The organism is Rodentibacter ratti, assembly GCF_002000485.1.
In the GTDB taxonomy this organism is placed as follows: Bacteria; Pseudomonadota; Gammaproteobacteria; order Enterobacterales; family Pasteurellaceae; genus Rodentibacter; species Rodentibacter ratti.
Genome location: NZ_MLAJ01000003.1, coordinates 126,838 through 147,681, shown reverse-complemented (window position 1 = coordinate 147,681; position 20,844 = coordinate 126,838). Strand labels below are relative to the sequence as shown.

18 protein-coding genes and 1 pseudogene are annotated in these 20,844 nt (G+C 36.1%); 14 read left to right on the top strand and 5 right to left on the bottom strand.

The features are described 5' to 3' along the window. Window positions 1-56: 56 nt before the first annotated feature. Window positions 57-179: pseudogene (locus BKG94_RS03780) on the bottom strand (4Fe-4S binding protein); the annotation flags it as partial. A gap of 178 nt (window positions 180-357) precedes the next feature. On the opposite strand from BKG94_RS03780, the gene BKG94_RS03775 reads away from it, so the two are divergent. The 3 genes from BKG94_RS03775 to BKG94_RS03765 are packed head-to-tail and all read left to right on the top strand — an operon-like array spanning window position 358 to window position 2,099. Continuing rightward, the gene (locus BKG94_RS03775; protein ID WP_077434361.1) at window positions 358-1,467 is read left to right on the top strand and encodes a transglutaminase-like domain-containing protein; all 1,110 of its coding nucleotides are present in this window, start codon (window positions 358-360) and stop codon (window positions 1,465-1,467) included. Then, window positions 1,442-1,795: a hypothetical protein gene (locus BKG94_RS03770; RefSeq protein ID WP_077434359.1), complete on the top strand. Its 354-nt coding sequence runs from the start codon at window positions 1,442-1,444 to the stop codon at window positions 1,793-1,795. The genes BKG94_RS03775 and BKG94_RS03770 overlap by 26 nt, the downstream gene beginning before the upstream one ends. Window positions 1,796-1,805: 10 nt before the next feature. Continuing rightward, complete coding sequence (locus BKG94_RS03765) at window positions 1,806-2,099, top strand: heavy-metal-associated domain-containing protein (protein WP_077434357.1); 294 nt, start codon at window positions 1,806-1,808, stop codon at window positions 2,097-2,099. A gap of 60 nt (window positions 2,100-2,159) precedes the next feature. Here the strand turns inward: BKG94_RS03765 and BKG94_RS03760 are convergent, their stop codons facing one another. Then, window positions 2,160-3,308, bottom strand: coding sequence for an esterase-like activity of phytase family protein (locus tag BKG94_RS03760; RefSeq protein ID WP_077434355.1), 1,149 nt, complete (start codon window positions 3,306-3,308; stop codon window positions 2,160-2,162). Window positions 3,309-3,556: 248 nt separating this feature from the next. Between BKG94_RS03760 and copM the strand changes: the two genes are divergently transcribed. Continuing rightward, on the top strand, window positions 3,557-3,904 hold the full coding sequence (copM, locus tag BKG94_RS03755; RefSeq protein ID WP_077434353.1) for a CopM family metallochaperone: 348 nt from the start codon (window positions 3,557-3,559) through the stop codon (window positions 3,902-3,904). A gap of 459 nt (window positions 3,905-4,363) precedes the next feature. Here the strand turns inward: copM and BKG94_RS03750 are convergent, their stop codons facing one another. Then, complete coding sequence (locus BKG94_RS03750; RefSeq protein ID WP_077434351.1) at window positions 4,364-5,710, bottom strand: MFS transporter; 1,347 nt, start codon at window positions 5,708-5,710, stop codon at window positions 4,364-4,366. Between the two features lie 286 nt (window positions 5,711-5,996). On the opposite strand from BKG94_RS03750, the gene BKG94_RS03745 reads away from it, so the two are divergent. The 8 genes from BKG94_RS03745 (at window position 5,997) to BKG94_RS03710 (ending at window position 15,552) form a co-directional block, all read left to right on the top strand. After that, window positions 5,997-7,211: an ABC transporter substrate-binding protein gene (locus tag BKG94_RS03745; RefSeq protein WP_077434349.1), complete on the top strand. Its 1,215-nt coding sequence runs from the start codon at window positions 5,997-5,999 to the stop codon at window positions 7,209-7,211. After that, on the top strand, window positions 7,208-9,124 hold the full coding sequence (locus BKG94_RS03740) for an ATP-binding protein (RefSeq protein WP_077434347.1): 1,917 nt from the start codon (window positions 7,208-7,210) through the stop codon (window positions 9,122-9,124). The genes BKG94_RS03745 and BKG94_RS03740 overlap by 4 nt, the downstream gene beginning before the upstream one ends. Then, entirely contained in the window at window positions 9,118-10,362 is a 1,245-nt protein-coding gene (locus BKG94_RS03735) for a sigma-54-dependent transcriptional regulator (RefSeq protein WP_077434345.1), read from the top strand. The genes BKG94_RS03740 and BKG94_RS03735 overlap by 7 nt, the downstream gene beginning before the upstream one ends. Before the next feature lie 532 nt (window positions 10,363-10,894). Beyond that, the gene (locus tag BKG94_RS03730) at window positions 10,895-11,149 is read left to right on the top strand and encodes a hypothetical protein (RefSeq protein WP_077434343.1); all 255 of its coding nucleotides are present in this window, start codon (window positions 10,895-10,897) and stop codon (window positions 11,147-11,149) included. 432 nt (window positions 11,150-11,581) lie between these two features. Continuing rightward, window positions 11,582-12,274, top strand: a complete 693-nt coding sequence (locus tag BKG94_RS03725) for a hypothetical protein (RefSeq protein ID WP_077434341.1) — start codon at window positions 11,582-11,584, stop codon at window positions 12,272-12,274. Window positions 12,275-12,306: 32 nt separating this feature from the next. Then, window positions 12,307-12,816 carry an ion transporter gene (locus BKG94_RS03720; RefSeq protein WP_158074637.1) on the top strand — a complete coding sequence of 170 codons (510 nt, stop codon included), beginning with the start codon at window positions 12,307-12,309 and terminating at the stop codon, window positions 12,814-12,816. Window positions 12,817-13,021: 205 nt separating this feature from the next. Continuing rightward, the gene (locus BKG94_RS03715) at window positions 13,022-13,984 is read left to right on the top strand and encodes a hypothetical protein (protein ID WP_077434337.1); all 963 of its coding nucleotides are present in this window, start codon (window positions 13,022-13,024) and stop codon (window positions 13,982-13,984) included. Between the two features lie 356 nt (window positions 13,985-14,340). Then, on the top strand, window positions 14,341-15,552 hold the full coding sequence (locus BKG94_RS03710) for an ATP-binding protein (protein ID WP_077434335.1): 1,212 nt from the start codon (window positions 14,341-14,343) through the stop codon (window positions 15,550-15,552). A gap of 223 nt (window positions 15,553-15,775) precedes the next feature. Here the strand turns inward: BKG94_RS03710 and BKG94_RS03705 are convergent, their stop codons facing one another. After that, the gene (locus tag BKG94_RS03705) at window positions 15,776-16,276 is read right to left on the bottom strand and encodes a single-stranded DNA-binding protein (RefSeq protein WP_077434333.1); all 501 of its coding nucleotides are present in this window, start codon (window positions 16,274-16,276) and stop codon (window positions 15,776-15,778) included. Window positions 16,277-16,429: 153 nt separating this feature from the next. On the opposite strand from BKG94_RS03705, the gene uvrA reads away from it, so the two are divergent. Next, complete coding sequence (uvrA, locus tag BKG94_RS03700; RefSeq protein ID WP_077434331.1) at window positions 16,430-19,261, top strand: excinuclease ABC subunit UvrA; 2,832 nt, start codon at window positions 16,430-16,432, stop codon at window positions 19,259-19,261. Between the two features lie 35 nt (window positions 19,262-19,296). On the opposite strand, the gene rarD is transcribed toward uvrA, so the two are convergent. Beyond that, window positions 19,297-20,214: an EamA family transporter RarD gene (rarD, locus tag BKG94_RS03695; protein ID WP_077434329.1), complete on the bottom strand. Its 918-nt coding sequence runs from the start codon at window positions 20,212-20,214 to the stop codon at window positions 19,297-19,299. Window positions 20,215-20,344: 130 nt separating this feature from the next. Here rarD and BKG94_RS03690 point away from each other — a divergent pair, with 130 nt between their 5' ends. Then, the gene (locus BKG94_RS03690) at window positions 20,345-20,806 is read left to right on the top strand and encodes an Lrp/AsnC family transcriptional regulator (RefSeq protein WP_143531033.1); all 462 of its coding nucleotides are present in this window, start codon (window positions 20,345-20,347) and stop codon (window positions 20,804-20,806) included. Window positions 20,807-20,844: the final 38 nt, after the last annotated feature.

Genomic DNA, 20,844 nt, shown 5'->3' with positions numbered 1-20,844 from the left:
GTATTGGCAGTGTCAAATATTGCAAGAGGAAAGTGCGGTGAAAAATCAGTGTGTTTTTATTTCAAGGTAATCGCACTGGTAAAACAGGCTATTTTACATTCACCACAACCGTTGCAACATTCATTATTTACGATTAAATCTGGGGAGATGGCCTGTTGTTGTGGTTTGGTACACTGTGGGGGATTAGATAGGGTTGAGCCATTAATAAAATATAATCAATACTAACCAAACAAATATTTGTTAAATTTTTATTAACAACATTGACGGATAATGAAGAGATCCGTTAGCATATTTGCCGTCCATATTAGTTTACCTAATGTGTTAAGTTTTAACTGTTATTAACTAGAGGATCTTTCCATGAAGAAACGAATTGTCATGGCAATGTTTTCTGCGTGCAGCGCATTGACTTATGCCAATATCAACATACCAAACTATAATACAGATTCCCATTTGTATGAATTTACCCAAACCTATGATTTGAGCGTTCCAAAAGGTTCGCAAGGACAGACAAATTTATGGGTGCCGTTACCGTTTAATAACGATTATCAACAAGTGAAATCCCTCCATTTTGAAGGCAATTATCTTGATGCTTATGTGACAGAAAATAATCAATATGGGGCGAAAACCTTATTTGCGACTTGGGATAAAGATGCGGCAAAACGCGACTTAAAAGTGACGATGGTGATTGAAACTAAAGATCGTGAACCTATGGTAAAAGGGGCATTAGATCATTATCAACCGCCAAAAGAGATTCGTTATTCTGTAGATGTTCAGGAATATTTGAAACCCACCCAACACATTAAAACCGATGGCATTGTGAAACAGTTTGTCGATAAGATTGTTGGAACAGAGAGTAATCCATTGAAGAAAGCGGAGTTGATTCATCAATGGATTGTGAAAAATATGGAGCGTGACAACTCCGTATTAGGTTGCGGTGACGGTGATGTGGAAAAAATACTCACGACAGGCGTGTTAAAAGGTAAATGCACCGACATTAATTCCGTTTTTGTTGCCCTTGCGCGTGCGGCTGGAATTCCGGCGCGTGAAATTTTTGGTATTCGTTTAGGTGCGGCGGATAAAATGGGGCAATATTCTAAAGGCGCTTTTGGCAGTGCAGATGAATATGGCGTAGCAAATGTGAGTGGCGCACAACATTGTCGAGCGGAATTTTATCTTGCCGGTTTTGGTTGGGTGCCGGTAGATTCTGCAGATGTCGCCAAAATGCGATTAGCAGAGAACAAATCCGTCGAAGATAAAGATACGCAAGCTGTCGCAAAATATTTATTCGGCAATTGGGAAGCGAATTGGATAGGATTTAACCACGCACGTGATTTTGATTTATATCCACAACCGGAATTAGCCCCGATTAATAATTTTGGTTATCCCTATGCAGAAATTGGAGGTGATCCATTAAATTTCTTTGATCCGAAAGAGTTTAAATATGACTACGTCTCTAAAAAACGCTAACAAATCTTTTTGGGTTGCCATTGCCACTGCATTGAGTGCGGCAGTGGCATCAACCTTGTGTTGCATTGCCCCTTTAATTTATCTTGTGTTCGGTGTGTCATCCACTTGGTTGATGGGCTTGGGCGAATATGATTATTTGCGTATTCCTATGCTTTTAGTATCAGTATGCGCTTTTGCCTATGGTTTTTGGTTATTGATGTTTTCTAAAAAAATCATTTGTACTAAATATATTTCACGCAGAAAACTTGTTGTACTTTATTGGATCGTCTTCATTATTATGTTGCTTTTTTTTACTTATCCGACGATTCTTCCGTGGATTTTAGAATGAGGAACAAAAAATGAAGAAATTATTGACCGCTCTTTTACTTTCATTGTTTACGGTATTTTCTGTTCAAGCGGAAGATACGCCGATAAAGGCTGAGAAACAAATTGTATTGAAAGTGAAAGAAATGACTTGCCAACTTTGTGCCTATTTGGTGAATAAAGAATTACGCAATATTGATGGTGTGATTTCCACAAAAGCTTCAATAAAGGATAGAACTGTCACTGTGCTGGAAGATTCGAAGGTGACGGATGAACAACTGATTAACGCCATTCATAAATTAAATTATACGGCAGAAGTCGTGAAGTAAAGGCATCATTTGGTAATGACGCCTTTATGATTTAATTATAGTGATGTTAGAAATGTTTTGTTATTTATCCTGTAACGATAAGCGAATAATGCGTGTTTTATCTCCCTCAATACCAAAATCATTGTCGTTAACTAAAATCCATTCTTGAGGTGAAATAATCGCTAATCCTTCGATTTTAGTTGGAAACTTGTCCAAATCATCCGTGTTTACTATTAATTCTTTCTTTATTGTTTTTTCAGTTGTGCTAGGTTTAAGTTTAATTTTGTAAAATTTAGTGGTTTTACTAATCCGCTCTAAAACGATGAGTTCATTGTCTCCGATTGTTGCTATTTCGCTTATTTTTACATCATTTTGGATACGTGCTTTTTTAGCATTATCTTTGAGAAAAGTATTTGGGGTATCTAATTCATATAGCCGTTGTCCGTTAATAGTTTGAGACTGAATATCCATAGAATAGAGTGTAACCGTTCGTTTTCCAGGATCGTATGGGCTTTGTAGCATAAAAAATAGTGTCTTTTCGTCTTTACTCAATGCTAGAGCTTCAAACCCTCGATTTAGTTGACGATTTCTCAACTCTGCTGGTAAATTTTCTGTGATAGTATAATCCGCACCGTTTAGTTCAGATTTTACACCATTAGGCACAAAACGATTTTTAATCACTCCATTTTGATCAGCGTAAATAATACTCGGACCATATTCATCGGCAAGATAAAATTCTCCCGCTTGTGTTACTACCAATGCTTCGGTATCAAAACCGTTTACATCATCCTTGAGTAAGTTTTTGTTAATATCATACGCTGTTTCGGTATTTGGATTGGATATGCCAGAGGCAAGTTTTCCTGATTGCGTTTTGAGCGGTATTTTATCCAAAATCTTTGCAGAAGATTTGTTGTCTTTCGACAATTTTAATCGGTAAATGGTTGGTGAAAAATTAGGTATAGGAAAAATCTTACCCTTAGAACAATGTGATATCCCTAAAACTTTATAGCTATCACCACAGTCAATATTAGGGCCTCTATCAGTCACGGTGTAAAAAATATCGGCAGGATCATTTGCTCGATGAAAGGCACCGCTTCCGATTCCAACAGATAAGTTTAACGTTTTTTCTGGTGTTGTTATTGTACTGAGCTCTTCATGAAAAGATGAACTACTATAAGTATGAGCCATGGCGATACTCGGTATAAAAACAAATAAAATCAATTTTTTCATATTTTTCCTTAACGGGTTGAGTCATTACATATCAGCATTCTATTGTTATTTAATGACAAAAACATGACAGTACAGCCTTCTATACTTTACTCGTAAGCTTAGCAATCCGGCTGCTATTTCCTTTCTACACTTAATTATTGAATTCCCTCGATATACATTTGCATGAAAATAAACATTCTAAATGCTCTTGACCTTAACCTAAGGTTAAGGTTTAAACTGCCCACTCAATTAACCCAATGGAGGATTTTATGAAAAAACTAATGACAGCATTATTTGCTTTAACACTTGGTGCAACAGCAATGGCAAACACCACTCACCACCATCACGCCACAGAGCTTACCCCTATGCAGCAAGAGCTGATGGCTGGAATGAATGAAATGCACCAAGATATGATGAAGGGAATGGAAAGCCAAGATGCAGATATTGCCTTTGTAACGGGTATGATTCCTCATCATCAAGGTGCTGTTAAAATGGCAGAAATTGAGCTGAAATACGGCAAAGATCCTGAATTACGCCAACTGGCTAAAAATATTATTCAGGCGCAAGAAGGGGAAATTAAATTTATGCAACAATGGTTGCAGAAACATCAAAAATAGTGCAACTCCTTTATTATTCTTTCAATAATCGCTCTAGCCTCAGGCTTTAGCGATTATTTTGCTGAGTATCATTATAAAAATATTGAGTTGCTCATCCCGGTACTGTCTGGTAAACCAAAAAGTGCGGTTGATTTCAGGAAAATTTTATCTCATATAAATTTTCAATCAGTCGCTTTACAAAAATAGGAGAAAAAGCGACCGCACTTTTTTACTGAAAATTTATTATTGAATCCCACTCAATAGCTCATTCAATTTATCCTCCTAATAACGTTACAATCCATCATACTTTTGATGTTTGTGTCTTTCGTCATTGGTACGCTATTATTGGTAGGGGAGAGTCAAGTAGCTAAATAATCAACGGAACTAAAATAACCCATTATCCAAGGAAAGTTAGCCTTATTCCGTCAATACAAATTGTCCCGAGAGTGATCTCTCGGGGCATATTTATTCCTATTTGTTTTATTTATCCTTGCTGTGCTGTTTTTCTAAACGCAGTACACCTAAGTGGGTCATATAACAGCAGAAGATACAACCACATACTGCGAACAGTAGTAAATAAAAGCCTGCATTCCAACCAAAACGTTCAGCGAGAATACCAAATAGCGCTGTACCGGAGAAACTTCCGAGAATATAGCTGAGTAATCCTCTTAAACCAGTTGCTGAGCCAGCGGCAAATGAAGGTACAAGCTCAATAGTTTGTAAAGAAGAAAGGAACATTGGCACATAAATTAAGCAGCCGATAACACCTGCACCGATGGTAACGGTGAGCAAATCTTGCCCTCCCCAGTAAGCAAACATCGCTATACCCACCCCAACCAGCGTTATAATTGCCAATGGCATACGGCGACCTTTAAAGTAAGTATCAGTCAACCAACCTGCTAGCAAGGTAGAGGGGATTGCTGCCCATTCAAAGATAGCAAAGGCAGTCGCCATTTGTCCTTTAGAAAAGCCTTTAGTTTCCAGTAAGTATAGAGGCAGCCAAGTTAATACTCCGAAACGAATCATATAGGTGAATACATCAATAAAAGAAACAAACCAAACGTTAATATCTTTAACGATATAGTCTCTAAAAATTTCCCAAGTGGTTAAGTTGACATTTTCTTCTTTGGTGACAACCAGTTCTTCTTGTTCTGTGCCAAGAATTTTGCTGGTTGGAGGTAAACCTTCGTTATAAGTTCTGCCTGTGCCGAAAATATAGAAAATAATTGCCACCACAGTAGCAATGGCGGTTGGTACGATAAAATGTGCCGCTTGCCAGTGTTCTTGCCCGAGCCACGCGATACTTGCTCCTGCAATTGGTGCAACTAAGCCGCCCCCAACATTATGAGAAATATTAAATGCCGCTGTTGTGACACCACGGGATTTTCGAGGAAACCAGCTGGCTAATACAACATAAGCTGGACCCGCCCCCATTCCTTGAAAGATACCATTCAAAATACATAAAAATAAGAATACCCAAAATGATGCACTAAATCCCATCATTAAGTTTACGACGGCGGACATCATTAAGCCGAAAATCATAAAATGTTTTGGGTTGGATTTATCGGCAAAGGCGGACATAAATCCTTTACTTAAACCATATACAATCAACATGGTTCCGGAAATGAAACCAATATCTTTTTTGGTAAAACCAAATTCGCTGATAAGTTCAGGCGAAGAAAGCAAAAAATTATTGCGTAAAATATAGTAGGCCGCATAGCCGATAAAAATTCCAAACAATGCATGCCATCTCAAACGGTTGTAACGTTCTCTGATTTCACTATCGGGAATGGGTTTACCCGGTTTAGATGCTAAAAATGAAAGCATAGAAATTCCTCTTATTTGAATGATGAAAAAAGAATGTTTCTTACTTTGTAGTAATTATTTTGTATGTTAACCCGATTAAAATGACGGGTAAAATCAGCTAAAAATGCACAAAAATGACCGATTTTTTAACATTTGGGTGTCAAAAATGACCCATAAATTGTTGGGTTGAAGAAAGTGGTTTTTCGACTATCGAAATTGAGTTAATTTCAAGCCATAATGAAAATAATCAGAAAAAAGAAAATTTGAAATTTGTGATTTAGATCACAAAATAGAGAAGGATTATGTGATGAAATTTTTACTCTTTATTCTGTTGTATTCGATTAGTCCGCTGTTATTAGCCAACGAAATTGTTATTGCTACCACCTTTTCGCCGGAAACAACCGAACATATGGTTAAACAATGGCAAAACAATTTTCCTAACCAAAAAGTCCGCTTGATTAATCGAACATCAAGTTCGCTTAAGCGTTTATTAGTTCAACCAAATATAGAGAAAGTCGATTTAGTATTGAGTTCTTCCCCTTTTTTATTTCAATATTTACAGGAAAAGGGATTATTGTTGGAGTTACCGAAAACTTATCAAAATGCACTCGTGCCTTCACAACTCAAATCAACAACGACGGCAGTGGCTTTTTCTGGCTATGGTATTTTATTTAACCGAAACTTACTTAAACAACGTCATTTAGCGGAGCCGCGCGATTGGAATAGCCTGACTGATCCGGCTTATTTTAATAGTTTACTGATTAGTTCACCTTCTCGATCCGGCAGTAATCACATCATGCTGGAAATGCTTTTACAACAAAAAGGCTGGGTTGCTGGATGGCAAGAAATTTTAACGCTATCGGGTAATTTATCCTTGATTTCTTCTCGTAGCTTTAATGTCGCAGAAAAAATTAAACTCGGTTTAGCAACAGCAGGTATTAGTATTGATAGCTATGCGAATAACCTCAATAATCAGGATTTTGGTTTTGTCTATTTTCCTCATTCTATTGCTTCACCGGCGTTTATTGCCGTACATAAAAATAACCAAGCCTCGAAGCCGGCACTTGAATTTATTAAATTTTTGTTAAGTCCGGAAGGACAAGAAGTTGTGACTTCGCCAAATATGGCAAAATTTCCACTTAAACCTTTAGAGCCAAATAGCCGCCAATACGAACAACAGAAAAAATTATTGGCACAGGAACCGATAGATTACGATATTTTGTTATTAAGGCAGTATTTAGTCGAAAAATTATTTGATAATGCCGTCACATTTCGTCTCAATCAATTGAAAGATGTTTGGACGTTAATTTATCAACAAGAGCAAAAAACAGAACGAAAATTGACAGCACTTCGCCATCAACTAACCCTAGTTCCAGTCAGTGAGCAACAAGCGATAGATCCTAATTATTTAAAGAAAATCAAAAATGATCGATATTTTTTATTAGAGCAAGAGAAACTATGGACGGATTTTTTCCAACAACAGATGAATTCAATACTTGTGCAATTAGAGGACATTAAATGAAACAGGGAAAAATCCCCCAACATTTGAAGAGAGCCTCAATAATTGGATTAATATTAACATTACTTATTGGGCTTGTAAGTCTATCTGCTTGGTATATTCAATATCGTCAGGTTAATTATATTATTGAAGATTATTTTCCAAAGACAAATGCAGCGCTAAAATTGGAGGATAAGTTTAATGTATTCTTTAATGATTTAGAACGATTCTATTATTCTCAAAATAATTTAAACCGACAGGCTGGTTTTAAAAATCTTAAAACTCAACTCAATGAGGCTGAAAATTTATCTTCTTTATTATTCAATCAGAAAGAAAAATTAATAATTACAAAATACTTGAATGATTTAAATCAATTAACTGATCAAATTAATAATAATTTATCTGATAATTTTTTGATTTTACAGAAAAAACAAACTTTATTAACTAAAATTCAATGGTTAAATGATGATTTTAACAATGAAATCATTTCACAAATTCAAGAACTAAACTGGCAGAATAATTCTTTTCTGAGAAATTCCTCTTTTTATAATGAGAAAAATAAAACTAAATCAGAGAATGAATTACTTTATTTATATCAATTAGAGGATAAAAAAGAGCAGATCAGAAGCGAATTAGTGCAATTTTTATATGATTTACAACCTAATCAAAGCACACTTTTGCAAGACTATGCCTATTTAAAGCAGGTAATTACTACATTAGCCCAACATTCCTCCTATACGATCAAAAATCCAAGTATTGTGCCATTGCAACAGATGTTTAACGATCTATATCAAATGATTGAATCTCATCATGAGTTAGATAATCTGATTCAAGATATCATTCATTATCAAATTGAATTAAAAAATATTCAGTATCAAAAAAATGAGATTGTTAGCAAAACGCAACAAATAATAAAGCAAGAATTAAATAAAACGAAAGAAAGTTTTACCCGACTAAATGAAAATTTAAAACAGCAAACAAAAATAAGTGGCGTAATCATTATTTCTTCATTGGTTATTTTCCTTATTCTGATTGCTTTATTCAACCAATATTATGTAAAGCGTCATTTAAGCTACCGTTTTTCACAACTTATTTATGCTATTGAAAACCTTAATCTAGGTAGAACAAATCAACCTCTCAATATTAGTGGTAAAGATGAGCTGACAGAAATTGGTTTATTATTAAATAATCATATTCAAATTTTGCAGGAGCGAGAAAAAATTCAAAAAGATTTACAGGAAACGCAAAATGAATTGATTCAAGCTGCCAAAATGGCAATTGTCGGGCAAACAATGACGACACTTGCCCACGAAATTAATCAACCCTTGAATGCAATATCAATTTATCTTTTTACGCTGAAAAAACACCTTGAACAGCAAAAAGATAAGCAAAGTTATCTTACTATTGAAAAGGTGGAAAAATTAACGGAGAGAATTGCTAATATTATTAAAGCATTACGTCAATTTGCTAAAAATGAAATTTCATCTACACCTTATCAAGTGGTTTCTCTTAAACAAAGTTTGACGGAGGCATGGAATTTATTGGAGCTTCGTCATAAACCTCTAAATGCTGAGCTGCAGATTAAAGGGGATGTTTGCTTGCTTGTAAATCCAATTTTGTTGGAACAGGTTTTCGTTAATATCCTTTCAAATGCACTGGAGGCGGGTCAAGCCATACCGATTATTCAAGTTGATGTAGTCCGTTATCAAAACAAAACTTGTGTTTTTATTGAAGACAATGGTAGTGGTTGGCAAACGGATCACGCCGATAAATTATTACAACCTTTTTTTACGACTAAAAGTATCGGATTAGGATTAGGTTTAACGATTTGCCAGCGCATTATGCAGCAATTTGGGGGAAAATTGGCGATTGCCTCTAGTCTTTCTAAAAGTGCGGTTGTTATTTTAGAGTTTTTACATAGTGAGGAAATATGTTAGATCGAGAAACGGTGTTACTGATTGATGACGATAATGATGTATTAAATGCTTACCAATCACTATTAAATGCAGAGGGATACCGAATTAAAGCGATTAATAATCCGTTAGACGCATTAGAGATCATACCTGAAAATTGGAAAGGCGTAGTTGTGAGCGATATTTATATGCCTCAACTATCCGGTTGGGAACTTTTGAGCCGTTTACATCAAAGGGATAAACATCTGCCTGTGATTCTAATCACCGGACATGGTGATGTGCCAATGGCGATTGAAGCAATGCAAAAAGGGGCATTTTATTTTATTGAAAAACCTATCAAACCGGAAAAATTGTTGATACAGCTTGAGCAGGCTCTAGACCAAAGACAACAGCAACTGGCAATTAAAAATGCACAGCAAGAAACATTAGAAACCCATTTTATCGGGCAGAGTCATTGGATGAAACAATTTCGCCAACGTTTACAACAACTTGGAGAAACATCATTACCGATTTTTATTTTTGGAGAAATTGGAACTGGGCGAAGCTTAGCGGCCCAACATCTTGCCTGCTTTTCTGCTGATCGTTTTTCGCCTCAACATAGCCTAGAATTACTTGCCCCCTGTGATATCGAAGAATTACAGCCCCACCTTGATCGAGCCCAACAGGGGTTATTGCAACTTAAAAATATTGAATATCTCTCACAAGCGGCACAGAAAAGACTGGCATTATCCATTCAGCAACAGCATTTTCGTTTTATTGGTATTAGCCAATATTCTCCGTATCAACTATTGACAGAGTTTAACCTCTTACCGGAGCTTTTTTATGCGTTTAATTTAACGCAAATAGAATGTTTGCCACTTTCTCGCCGAACTTCTGATATTGAGCCGATTTTTCGCCATTATTTAGCCCAAACTTGTAAAAAATTAAATAAGAAGAAACCACTGGTGAGTGAGAATTTTATTAAACAGCTGATTTCGCAAAAGTGGCTTGGCAATATCTCCCAATTAATTCACACAGCCGAACTTTATGCTGTTGGCGTTACCGTTCAAAATGATCGTTTCTCGTTGATGCAGGAACAAAGTGAGCTATCGCTTGATAATCTTATTGATGAATATGAAAAGCAGATCATTATAGAAGTGCTGGATCGTTTTCAAGGGAGAATCAATGAAGCCGCAAATTATCTACAAATTCCTCGTAAGAAATTGTATTTACGAATGAAAAAATATGGCTTGAATAAAGCGGACTATAAAGAGTTGTTTTAATTTTTATAGGTGAGCATGATTAATCGTAGGGTCCACTATCAATGTGATAATAAAATCTACATTACATACTAGCGAAGTCATTTTTGTATCTCTAGTCATTACGCCTGTTTTTGGGCAAAGGGCAGTAGTTTTGCAAAAAGTTCATAAAATGCCCGCTTATCTTTTTAAATGCGATCTCTACTTCACTTTAAAATCTGTTCAAATTTATCAAGTGGAATTTTCTTTAAATTATCACATATAAATTCATGTGAGTAGTGTTTTGATGTAGTCACAAATTTTTATTTTTCTAATGTTAAAAAACTAAAGAATATACTTCTATACAGATCATTAATAAAGTAAGTTATACAGTTGATATTGATCTACTATATGAAATTAAGGTATTGATTTTATTGATTTGAAAAAATAACTTTACAATATTAGACCCATTTAATATTACAGTTTGCCATCAGTTTAACTAAAGGGTATACTACTTATAGTTGTTATGTTAATACCAACTATAAATATCTGCTAAAAAAATAATATAGGAGCGTATATGCCTAAAATAGAATTATCAAGTAAATGGTCTTGTGATGGACGTGAATTAAAACCTAAATTTGGTAGCTCAAATGATGCTTGGACATTCAATGGAAAAGAATTAAAGCCAAAATTTGGTAGTTCAAACGATGCTTGGGTTGTTTCAGGAAATACTCTAAAACCTAAATATGGATCATCGTATAATAGTACCTATGATTTAAATGGACAATCCATTTTAGTTGCTTTTGGTCAAGTAATTTTAAAACTTTGGTAGAAAAATAATGGCAGATGTTTAATTTATTCTGCCATTATTTTATTTAAAAGGAAGTAATGTTATAACTATTAAAAATAATGAAAATTATATGAATATATTATTGAGAGGTAAGTGAGTTTTAACATATTTAGAGCTTTCATTAAATAGTTTTAAAATAATTAAATTTTTATATGCTATATGTAAATTATCAAGTATAAGATATTGAATGTAATAAATAGTAAATAATTATTAAAAGCTATCATTCTGACCTAATTTAAAAATGATAAATTTGAAAGGTAACTTGTTTGATCTCTGATAGTAAAGATGATTTAAGTTATTTATCTTATTTAAAGCTGTTAGATAAAATTTTATTATCTAAAGTTGAACCATCTCTCTGTTTTGAAATTAGATGGGCAGTTGCCTAATTGTGAGATTATTAATTAAAGGATATTTATGCAGATGAAACCTGATGAAATAAAAAATGTTTTTTTTAGTTTTTGTGATGAAGCAAGTCAGCCCTATCATCGGTATTATAGCTTCGATCTTTGCTATTCTCACTTTAGAAACTTAAAACTAAAAAATGAAATAAATATTGAACAAAGCCGTTTTGTTTTATGGAGTTATTTAGGTAGCTGGGGAATGTTGCGAGGATCTAGTTATTTATTAAAAACTAAAAATCCTCTCTATTTTAAAGAGCTAGTTGAATGGGTTTATTGTCAAGATAAGACGGTTTGGGAAATTGATGTTGAGGATTATAGAACCCCTGAGAAAGTAGAAATAATTCTTAAAATTTATCAGGTTATTTTTGATAAAATTTCTGATGGAGAGAATAAACCAACTAAAACATTGATTACTAAAATTATATTAGGAGTGTTTGGTATATTACCGGCATTTGATTCATTCTTTTGTAAAACTTTTGAATTCTCTAATTCTAAAGTAACCCAAAAAAATATTATTAAAATTTATGATTTTTATCTGGAAAATAAACAAGTTATCGATGAGCTGCAAAAAGAGCGTTTTGTCAAGGATAGTAATCATAATTCAACCAATTGGCATTATACAAAAGCTAAGATTATTGATATGTATGGTTTTCAAAAAGAAAGAAATCGTCGTAAGCGCTTATCAGAAACTGAGAAGGATACTTAAATGGAGTTATCAAAAAAACATTAAAATTACGTTTGGCTCATATTTTTAATGATAGTTTAGAGGGTAAAGAATGGCATAACAGAATTAATTATATCATTTTATTTTTTATTGCTTTATCCACATTTAGTATATTTCTTTCTACATATGAAAGTATTCGTCAACGATACAGCCTTTGGCTGAATATTATTGATTATATTACTCTTGCTATTTTTACTATTGAAGTTTCATTACACATTTGGTGTATTGATTTAATTGATAAAAAATATCAGGGGTTAATTGGAAGAATAAAATACTGTTTTTCTTTTTATGGTTTGATAGATATTCTATCAACCTATACTTTTTTTCTTACTTTTATTTTTCCTATCTCAGCAACAACAGTACAAATTTTACGAGTGTTTCGTTTATGTCGAATTTTCCGATATTTAAAGTCAATTCAAATTCTTAGCCGAGCTTTTAAGGCAAAACAAGATGAAATGCGTGTTTCTTTAGGGGTTTTTAGTAATTATTACTCTAATTCTATCTTTTATTCTATATTTTGTTGAGCACCAAGCTCAGCCTGAGGTATATAACAACGGCTGGACTTCGGTAGTATGGGCGTTTCTGCAATATATTGGTGATCCTGGCGGTTTTGCTGACACACCTCCAATCACAACAATAGGTCGCCTCATCGCCAGTATTATTGGTATTTTAACTCTTGCAATTTTTGCTGTACCAGCAGGTTTGATTGCTAGTGCTTTTTCAGAAATCATGCAAGAGGATAAAGAGGAGGCAGAAATAACAGAGTTCAAATCTCGAATTTTGCAATCTTTCCGTTTTAACTATGATAGACAATATACGAAACTTTATTATTTACCACGTTATCAACCATTAAGTACAATTTTAACTCGTAAATATATTTCTGAAACGGAGATTATTAAAACAGTAGGAAAATCAGATTGTTTTCATCTATTTAATTTGGCTAATGCGATTAGCCCTTCTGAAAATCCAAGTGATAAAATTGTTGTAGTAAATTATAGAAAAAATCGTCCTTATGGCTGTTGTATTGATCGGGGCTCCAAAATTACCATTGTTAGCACATCAGGGTTTATGGAGCCTGTAACTAGTTGGTTTGCTTACCATATTGCCAAAATTGGTGGATTTAATTTTATCGCAAAAGAAGTGGAAACTAGCCCCGATAATCCAATTAGCTATTATTTGGTTAATAATGAAGATGAATGCCCGAATTTTTCATTATTTTTGGAAGATTTAAATCAGCTAGCTAATCGTAAAGAAAGTTGGGTTTTCCCGATTTTAGGTAGTGTTGCTACCTCAGAACGTCCCACACAGTTCCATTTCTGTTATTCCCCTGAAAAAGGGGATGACAGTTACGATAATGATAATATTACAATTAAAAATATTGAACAATTTGAAAAAATGTACCAGGCATTTTCATCAGCTGCAGAAGCACAATACCAGTTAAAAACTGATAAAAATCGCTATTTTAATATAGCTTCAAAAAATATTGCTCGGTTTGTTAAAACAGAGAATAGTTGTACATTGCGCATTTATACAAAATTATTTGTATTTGACACTAAATCCATTGTTTATGCAAAATTTATTGCAGATATATTTAACCAATATTTAGAAGCAGAAGTGCCGAAAGAGATTCCAGCAGATATGAAATTACAGAATAAAAATGCGTTTGGTATGATTGGATATGATGAGATGTAGGCAATTTAATGTATCGTATAAAATACTGATCTTTATGAATACCATTAACTAAACCAAATTTGCTCAAATTTTTGGTGAAGGTAAAGTGGCTTGCATTTTGGTATCCTACGGCTGGCATTGATTAAGTATGGATTGCCGAAAGACTGTCCGAATGTCGAGTTGTATAAATTTAAATATTATTGAAAAAGTGCGGTGGGGTTTTGAGAGGATTTTGCAAATTGCTCTTAAAATACCACTGTTTTATATTTTTGTTATTTCCATAAGAACATGCATATATTTTCAGTTTTTATGGTTATACCAATAAAAAATGATATAATCATCTTTAAGTTATGAATATAACCAAAAAATGATTAAAGATGATTAACCGCCCAAACTATCTCAAACAACTGAAACCTTTTATCAATATGCCTTTAATCAAAGTGATTACGGGTATTCGCCGTTCGGGGAAATCAACGGTCATTAAACTGCTACAAGCGGAATTATTGGCACAAGGCATTGCTGGTCAACAAATCATTCATATCAACTTTGAAAGTTTTGCTTTTGCTGATTTTAAAATCGCAGACAAACTCTATGCTTTGGTGAAAGAGAAAATTCAGACCACAGAGAAATACTACCTTTTGCTTGATGAAATTCAGGAAGTGGCGGATTGGGAAAAAGCTGTCAATGCGTTTATGGTGGATTTCAATCTAGACCTGTATATCACAGGCTCAAACTCACATTTATTATCCTCTGAACTGGCGACCTATCTTGCTGGACGTTATGTGGAAATCCCGATTTTTACGTTATCGTATCAAGAATTTTTGGATTTTAAGGCAGGTTATAGCCAACAATCTGTGGCAAATTCCACCGCAATTTTTACAGAATATTTGCGTAAGGGCGGTTTCCCGATGGTGCATACGGCGGATTATGAGCAGGAAACTGTTTATAAAATCGTGCAGGATATTTATGCGTCTGTGATTTTGCGAGATACGGTGCAACGCCATAAAATTCGTGATGTGGAGTTACTCGAACGTATCGTTAAATATGCTTTTGATAATATCGGCAACACTTTTTCAGGCAAAAACGTAGCGGATTATTTTAAAAGCCAACAACGAAAAGTGGATTTAAATACTGTTTATAACTACTTAAAAGCCTTAGAAAGTGCCTTTATTTTACATCGTGTCGAGCGTTTTGATATTAAAGGCAAAGAGATTTTGAAAACCCAAGAAAAATTTTATTTGGGGGATGTGTCCTTACTCTATTCAACAATGGGTTTTCGTATAAGTCTTATTTCAGGTATTTTAGAAAATTTGGTTTATTTAGAACTCAAACGCCGTGGCTATCAAGTATATATTGGTAAATTTGGCACTCAAGAAATTGATTTTGTCGCTCAAAAACAGAATGAAAAAATTTATATCCAAGTAGCGTATAAATTGGAAAGCGAACAAACTGTTCAGCGTGAATTTTCACCTTTGCAGGCCATTGCAGATAATTACCCGAAATATGTAATAACCATGGACGATTTTTGGCAGGATAATATTGATGGAATTGTGCATCAGCATATTGGGGAGTTCTTGTTGGGGGAATAATAGATTGGGGACTGATGTAGACTAACATACTAGCTAATCTACGTCAGCTCCTAAATTTATCTATGTAAGATATATTACTTGAAATTCTCAGACATCATTTTACTCCCCTTTTTCGGTATCGTAGATAAAATGATAAAAGAATTATAAAAAAGAGAAGCCTAATCTTAATTGGCTTCTCTTAGTTTTTTATAATTTATTTTTACAAAAATTAGTTATACGTAACTCAGAATGGAATATCATCATCAAACCCGTCCATTGGTGGTTCGGCTTGTGGTTTTGCTTGTTGAGCTGGACGGGATGACTGATAACTGCTGTTAGCGTTCGCTTGATAAGATGGTTGTAGACTGCTTTGTCCCATATCCGGTGCACCATATCCACCTGCATTCGGGTTGCGACCGCCTAACATTTGCATGACATCGCCTTGAATTTCTGTGGTGTAGCGATCTTGTCCGTTTTGATCTTGCCATTTGCGGGTACGCAGACGGCCTTCTACATAAACCTGAGATCCCCTACGCAAATATTCGCCACAAATTTCTGCTTGACGACGATAGAACACAATACGGTGCCATTCTGTGATTTCGCGACGCTCTCCTGTGTTACGATCATTCCAGCTTTCACTGGTTGCGACACTAATATTGGCAACGGCATCACCATTTGGCATCGTACGAATTTCGGGATCATTACCCAAATGACCCACAATAATAACTTTATTTACTCCTGCCATTGAAGAATCCTCATTTTTATATTAAAAAAGTTTGGTTATTTTGCCTGAAATTTTACAAAAGGTCTATAAGATTTAACTGGATATTTGCACAGATATTGAAATATGCGATAATGCTCGCAATTTTGAAAAAATAATTGGCAGAATGCATTATTTATGGAAAACATCGACATTCGTGGGGCACGAACCCACAATCTTAAAAATATCAATTTAACGATTCCTCGCGATAAACTCATTGTAATCACTGGTCTTTCCGGTTCCGGTAAATCCTCTTTAGCCTTTGATACGTTGTATGCGGAAGGACAGCGCCGTTACGTAGAATCTCTTTCCGCCTATGCCCGTCAATTTCTTTCTTTGATGGAAAAACCGGATGTGGATTCCATTGAAGGCTTGTCGCCTGCGATTTCTATCGAACAAAAATCCACCTCTCATAACCCTCGTTCAACGGTGGGGACGATCACAGAAATTTACGATTATTTACGTCTTCTTTTTGCCCGAGTGGGGGAGCCTCGCTGTCCAAACCACGATGTACCACTGACCGCTCAAACTATCAGTCAGATGGTGGACAAAGTGTTAAGTTTGCCTGAAGAATCAAAAATGATGTTGCTTGCGCCGGTGGTAAAAAATCGCAAAGGGGAGCACGTTAAAATCTTAGAAAATATTGCGGCGCAAGGCTATATTCGTGCGAGGATTAATGGTGAAATTTGTGATCTATCTGATCCGCCAAAACTCGAATTACAGAAAAAACATACCATTGAAGTGGTAGTGGATCGTTTCAAAGTGCGGTCAGATTTGGCCACACGTTTAGCGGAATCTTTTGAGACGGCGTTAGAGCTTTCCGGCGGCACGGCAATTGTGGCGGAAATGGATAATCCAAAAGCGGAAGAACTGGTCTTTTCAGCAAACTTTGCTTGCCCACACTGTGGTTATTCCGTGCCGGAATTAGAACCCCGTTTGTTTTCTTTTAACAACCCGGCAGGTGCTTGTCCAACTTGTGATGGCTTAGGGGTTCAGCAATATTTTGATGAAGCGCGTGTGGTGCAAAACCCGAGTATTTCCCTTTCCGGTGGGGCAGTGAAAGGTTGGGATCGCCGTAATTTTTACTATCATCAAATGCTCACCTCCCTTGCGAAACATTATGATTTTGATGTGGATGTTCCTTACGAAAGTTTGCCGAAAAAAATTCAGCACATCATTATGCACGGTTCCGGTAAGGAAGAAATTGAATTTCAATATATGAATGATCGTGGTGATGTGGTTATTCGTAAACATCCTTTTGAAGGCATTTTGAACAATATGGCACGCCGCTATAAAGAGACGGAGTCTATGTCGGTGCGTGAAGAATTGGCTAAAAATATCAGCAATCGTCCTTGTGCCGATTGTGGTGGTTCACGTTTACGTCCGGAGGCACGGAATGTGTATATCGGACCGACTAATTTGCCGATGATTTCTGAAAAAAACATTGGTGAAACTCTCGAATTTTTTACCGCACTTTCATTAACGGGGCAAAAAGCGCAAATTGCCGAGAAAATTCTGAAAGAAATCCGTGAGCGTTTACAGTTCTTGGTCAATGTAGGGCTTAATTATCTTTCACTTTCCCGTTCTGCCGAAACCCTTTCCGGGGGAGAGGCGCAACGGATTCGTCTTGCCAGCCAAATTGGGGCGGGCTTAGTGGGCGTGATGTATGTACTGGACGAACCTTCTATCGGTTTACATCAGCGTGATAATGAACGTTTATTGAATACGTTGATTCATTTACGCAATCTGGGTAACACGGTGATTGTGGTCGAACACGATGAAGATGCCATTCGTGCTGCCGATCATATTATTGATATAGGGCCGGGTGCCGGGGTACATGGCGGACAGGTGATTGCGCAGGGCAATGCACAAGAAATTATGGCGAATACTGATTCCATTACCGGTAAATTCTTATCCGGTGTTGAGCAAATTGAAATTCCGAAAAAACGAACCGCACTTGATAAGAAAAAATGGTTAAAACTGAAGGGTGCATCGGGGAATAATTTAAAAAATGTGAATTTAGATATTCCTGTCGGGTTGTTTACTTGTATCACCGGCGTATCGGGTTCGGGCAAATCTACGTTGATTAACGATACCCTGTTCCCGCTTGCTCAAAATGCGCTAAACCGTGCGGATAAAACCGATTATGCTCCTTATAAATCTATTGAGGGGTTGGAACATTTTGATAAAGTCATCGATATTAACCAAAGCCCAATCGGAAGAACGCCACGTTCTAACCCTGCGACTTATACCGGTTTATTCACCCCAATCCGTGAACTCTTTGCCGGCGTGCCGGAAGCGCGTGCGCGTGGTTATAACCCGGGGCGTTTTAGTTTTAACGTGCGTGGCGGTCGCTGTGAGGCTTGTCAAGGCGATGGCGTGATCAAAGTGGAAATGCACTTTTTACCGGATGTGTATGTGCCTTGTGATCAATGTAAAGGGAAACGTTATAATCGTGAAACCTTAGAAATCCGCTATAAAGGCAAAACTATCCATCAAGTTTTGGATATGACGGTGGAAGAGGCGCGTGAATTTTTTGATGCAATTCCAATGATTGCCCGTAAATTGCAAACCTTAATGGATGTAGGGTTATCATATATTCGTTTGGGGCAATCCTCCACGACCCTTTCCGGTGGGGAAGCCCAGCGTGTGAAATTGGCAACTGAGCTCTCCAAACGGGATACAGGGAAAACCCTTTATATTTTGGATGAACCGACTACCGGTTTGCACTTTGCCGATATTAAGCAATTACTTGCCGTACTTCACCGCCTACGTGATCAAGGCAATACCATTGTCGTGATTGAGCATAATTTAGATGTGATCAAAACTGCTGATTGGATTGTGGATCTCGGCCCTGAAGGGGGAAGCGGTGGCGGACAAATTATCGCCACCGGTACGCCGGAAGAGGTGGCGAACGTAGAAGGATCTCACACCGCTAGATTCTTAAAACCAATCTTGGAAAAACGGTAGAAAAATCCACCGCACTTTATTCGTAAGAGAATGGCTCATTCATTGCTTTTGCATAAAGTGCGGTTATTTTTATCTCTGTTTTTGATCAAGCCGTTCATACCCAGCAAAATCAAACTTGCCCAAATAGGAATATAAGTCAAATAATCGGCAGGGGAAACCTCTGTACCGAGCCAAAATAGCGCAATTAAAAAAAGTAATGCCGGTTCAATATAGCTTAGTACCGCAAATAAACTGATGGGAATTTGTTGGCTGGATTTTAAATTCGCAGATAAGGAGACGGCACTAACAATGCCTAGCGCGGGTAATAGATACCAATAACGCCATTCGTTAGCAATAAGCTGAAAACTATTTCCTTGATAAATCAAATAGATAAAGCAAGGGATTGAAATCAAACAAATATCCAAAGTGATTCCCTGTAATGCCGGAATTTGCATTTTTTTGCGGCTGAGATAATAGAGCGGGTACATTAAGCAGACCCATAGGCTTGTCCAAGAAAAACTTTGTGTATGCCAAAGTTCATGGGCGACCCCGCAGGCGGCGAGGCAAAGGGCAAATTTTTGGATCTGGCTCAATGGTTCTTTTAACCATATTCGCCCCAGAATTGCCATCACGAGTGGAAATAGGAAGTATCCCATTGCAATATTGACCCCTTCATTATTTACCGGTGCCCACATAAATAACCAAAATTGACTGCCTGCATTGGCGGTGCCCAGTAAAAATATCGTCCAACGGGAAAGATTGTTTCCTAAATTTTCTTTCATTAAGCGAAGAATAGCGTGAGGGCCAACGGTAGGAAAAATGATTAAGGCAAGTCCAAATAACATGGTTACCATTCGCCAGGCGAAAATATCCGTGCCATTAATAGGCTGTAACCACAAACTGAATAAATAAAGCACACCAAATAGACATTGGGAAAACAAGCAGAGCAAAACACCTTGAGTTATCAATTTCATAGCAAATCCGTTCAAAAAATGTAGTATTAAAAATTATAGGCAGTTTGCGTGATAAAAATTTTCAATATATGTTGATTCTTGAAAATTTTTTTCTTATAACGTTTGAAATAGAAATTTTTTATTAAGGTGAATAATGCAATTAGATAAGCTTGATCGGGATTTACTGAATTTATTACAACAAGATTCAACGTTACCGTTAAAAGAAATTGCAGATAAAGTAAACAGTTCAGTGGCGACTTGCCAACGGCGTATTCAGCTTCTGACGGAAAAAGGTGTCATCGCCAAACAGGTCGCGGTAGTATCACCTAAGGCAGTGGGCAAAACGATCTCTGTTTTTGTGATGGTGGAAATGGACAATCAGCATTCTTATTATCAAGAGCAATTTGAACGAAAAATGCGTGAAGAATCCGATGTGATGAGTTGTTATGAAATTTCCGGCGACTATGATTTTATGTTGCTCATTCATGCAGCAGATATGGAAAGTTACCATGCCTTCACACGTCGTGTGCTAACCGGTGAATATCATGTTCGCACCTATAAAAGTTTATTCGTGATGAATTTTACCAAAGCGGAAAGTGGGATTTTATTGTAAAAAAGTGCGGTCAAAATTAACCGCACTTTTTTATGCAA

Coding starts and splice junctions, on each gene's coding strand:
- BKG94_RS03775 (WP_077434361.1), top strand. CDS start 358: ATGAAGAAACGAATTGTCATGGCAATGTTTTCTGCGTGCAGCGCATTG.
- BKG94_RS03770 (WP_077434359.1), top strand. CDS start 1,442: ATGACTACGTCTCTAAAAAACGCTAACAAATCTTTTTGGGTTGCCATT.
- BKG94_RS03765 (WP_077434357.1), top strand. CDS start 1,806: ATGAAGAAATTATTGACCGCTCTTTTACTTTCATTGTTTACGGTATTT.
- BKG94_RS03760 (WP_077434355.1), bottom strand. CDS start 3,308: ATGAAAAAATTGATTTTATTTGTTTTTATACCGAGTATCGCCATGGCT.
- copM (WP_077434353.1), top strand. CDS start 3,557: ATGAAAAAACTAATGACAGCATTATTTGCTTTAACACTTGGTGCAACA.
- BKG94_RS03750 (WP_077434351.1), bottom strand. CDS start 5,710: ATGCTTTCATTTTTAGCATCTAAACCGGGTAAACCCATTCCCGATAGT.
- BKG94_RS03745 (WP_077434349.1), top strand. CDS start 5,997: ATGAAATTTTTACTCTTTATTCTGTTGTATTCGATTAGTCCGCTGTTA.
- BKG94_RS03740 (WP_077434347.1), top strand. CDS start 7,208: ATGAAACAGGGAAAAATCCCCCAACATTTGAAGAGAGCCTCAATAATT.
- BKG94_RS03735 (WP_077434345.1), top strand. CDS start 9,118: ATGTTAGATCGAGAAACGGTGTTACTGATTGATGACGATAATGATGTA.
- BKG94_RS03730 (WP_077434343.1), top strand. CDS start 10,895: ATGCCTAAAATAGAATTATCAAGTAAATGGTCTTGTGATGGACGTGAA.
- BKG94_RS03725 (WP_077434341.1), top strand. CDS start 11,582: ATGCAGATGAAACCTGATGAAATAAAAAATGTTTTTTTTAGTTTTTGT.
- BKG94_RS03715 (WP_077434337.1), top strand. CDS start 13,022: ATGCAAGAGGATAAAGAGGAGGCAGAAATAACAGAGTTCAAATCTCGA.
- BKG94_RS03710 (WP_077434335.1), top strand. CDS start 14,341: ATGATTAACCGCCCAAACTATCTCAAACAACTGAAACCTTTTATCAAT.
- BKG94_RS03705 (WP_077434333.1), bottom strand. CDS start 16,276: ATGGCAGGAGTAAATAAAGTTATTATTGTGGGTCATTTGGGTAATGAT.
- uvrA (WP_077434331.1), top strand. CDS start 16,430: ATGGAAAACATCGACATTCGTGGGGCACGAACCCACAATCTTAAAAAT.
- rarD (WP_077434329.1), bottom strand. CDS start 20,214: ATGAAATTGATAACTCAAGGTGTTTTGCTCTGCTTGTTTTCCCAATGT.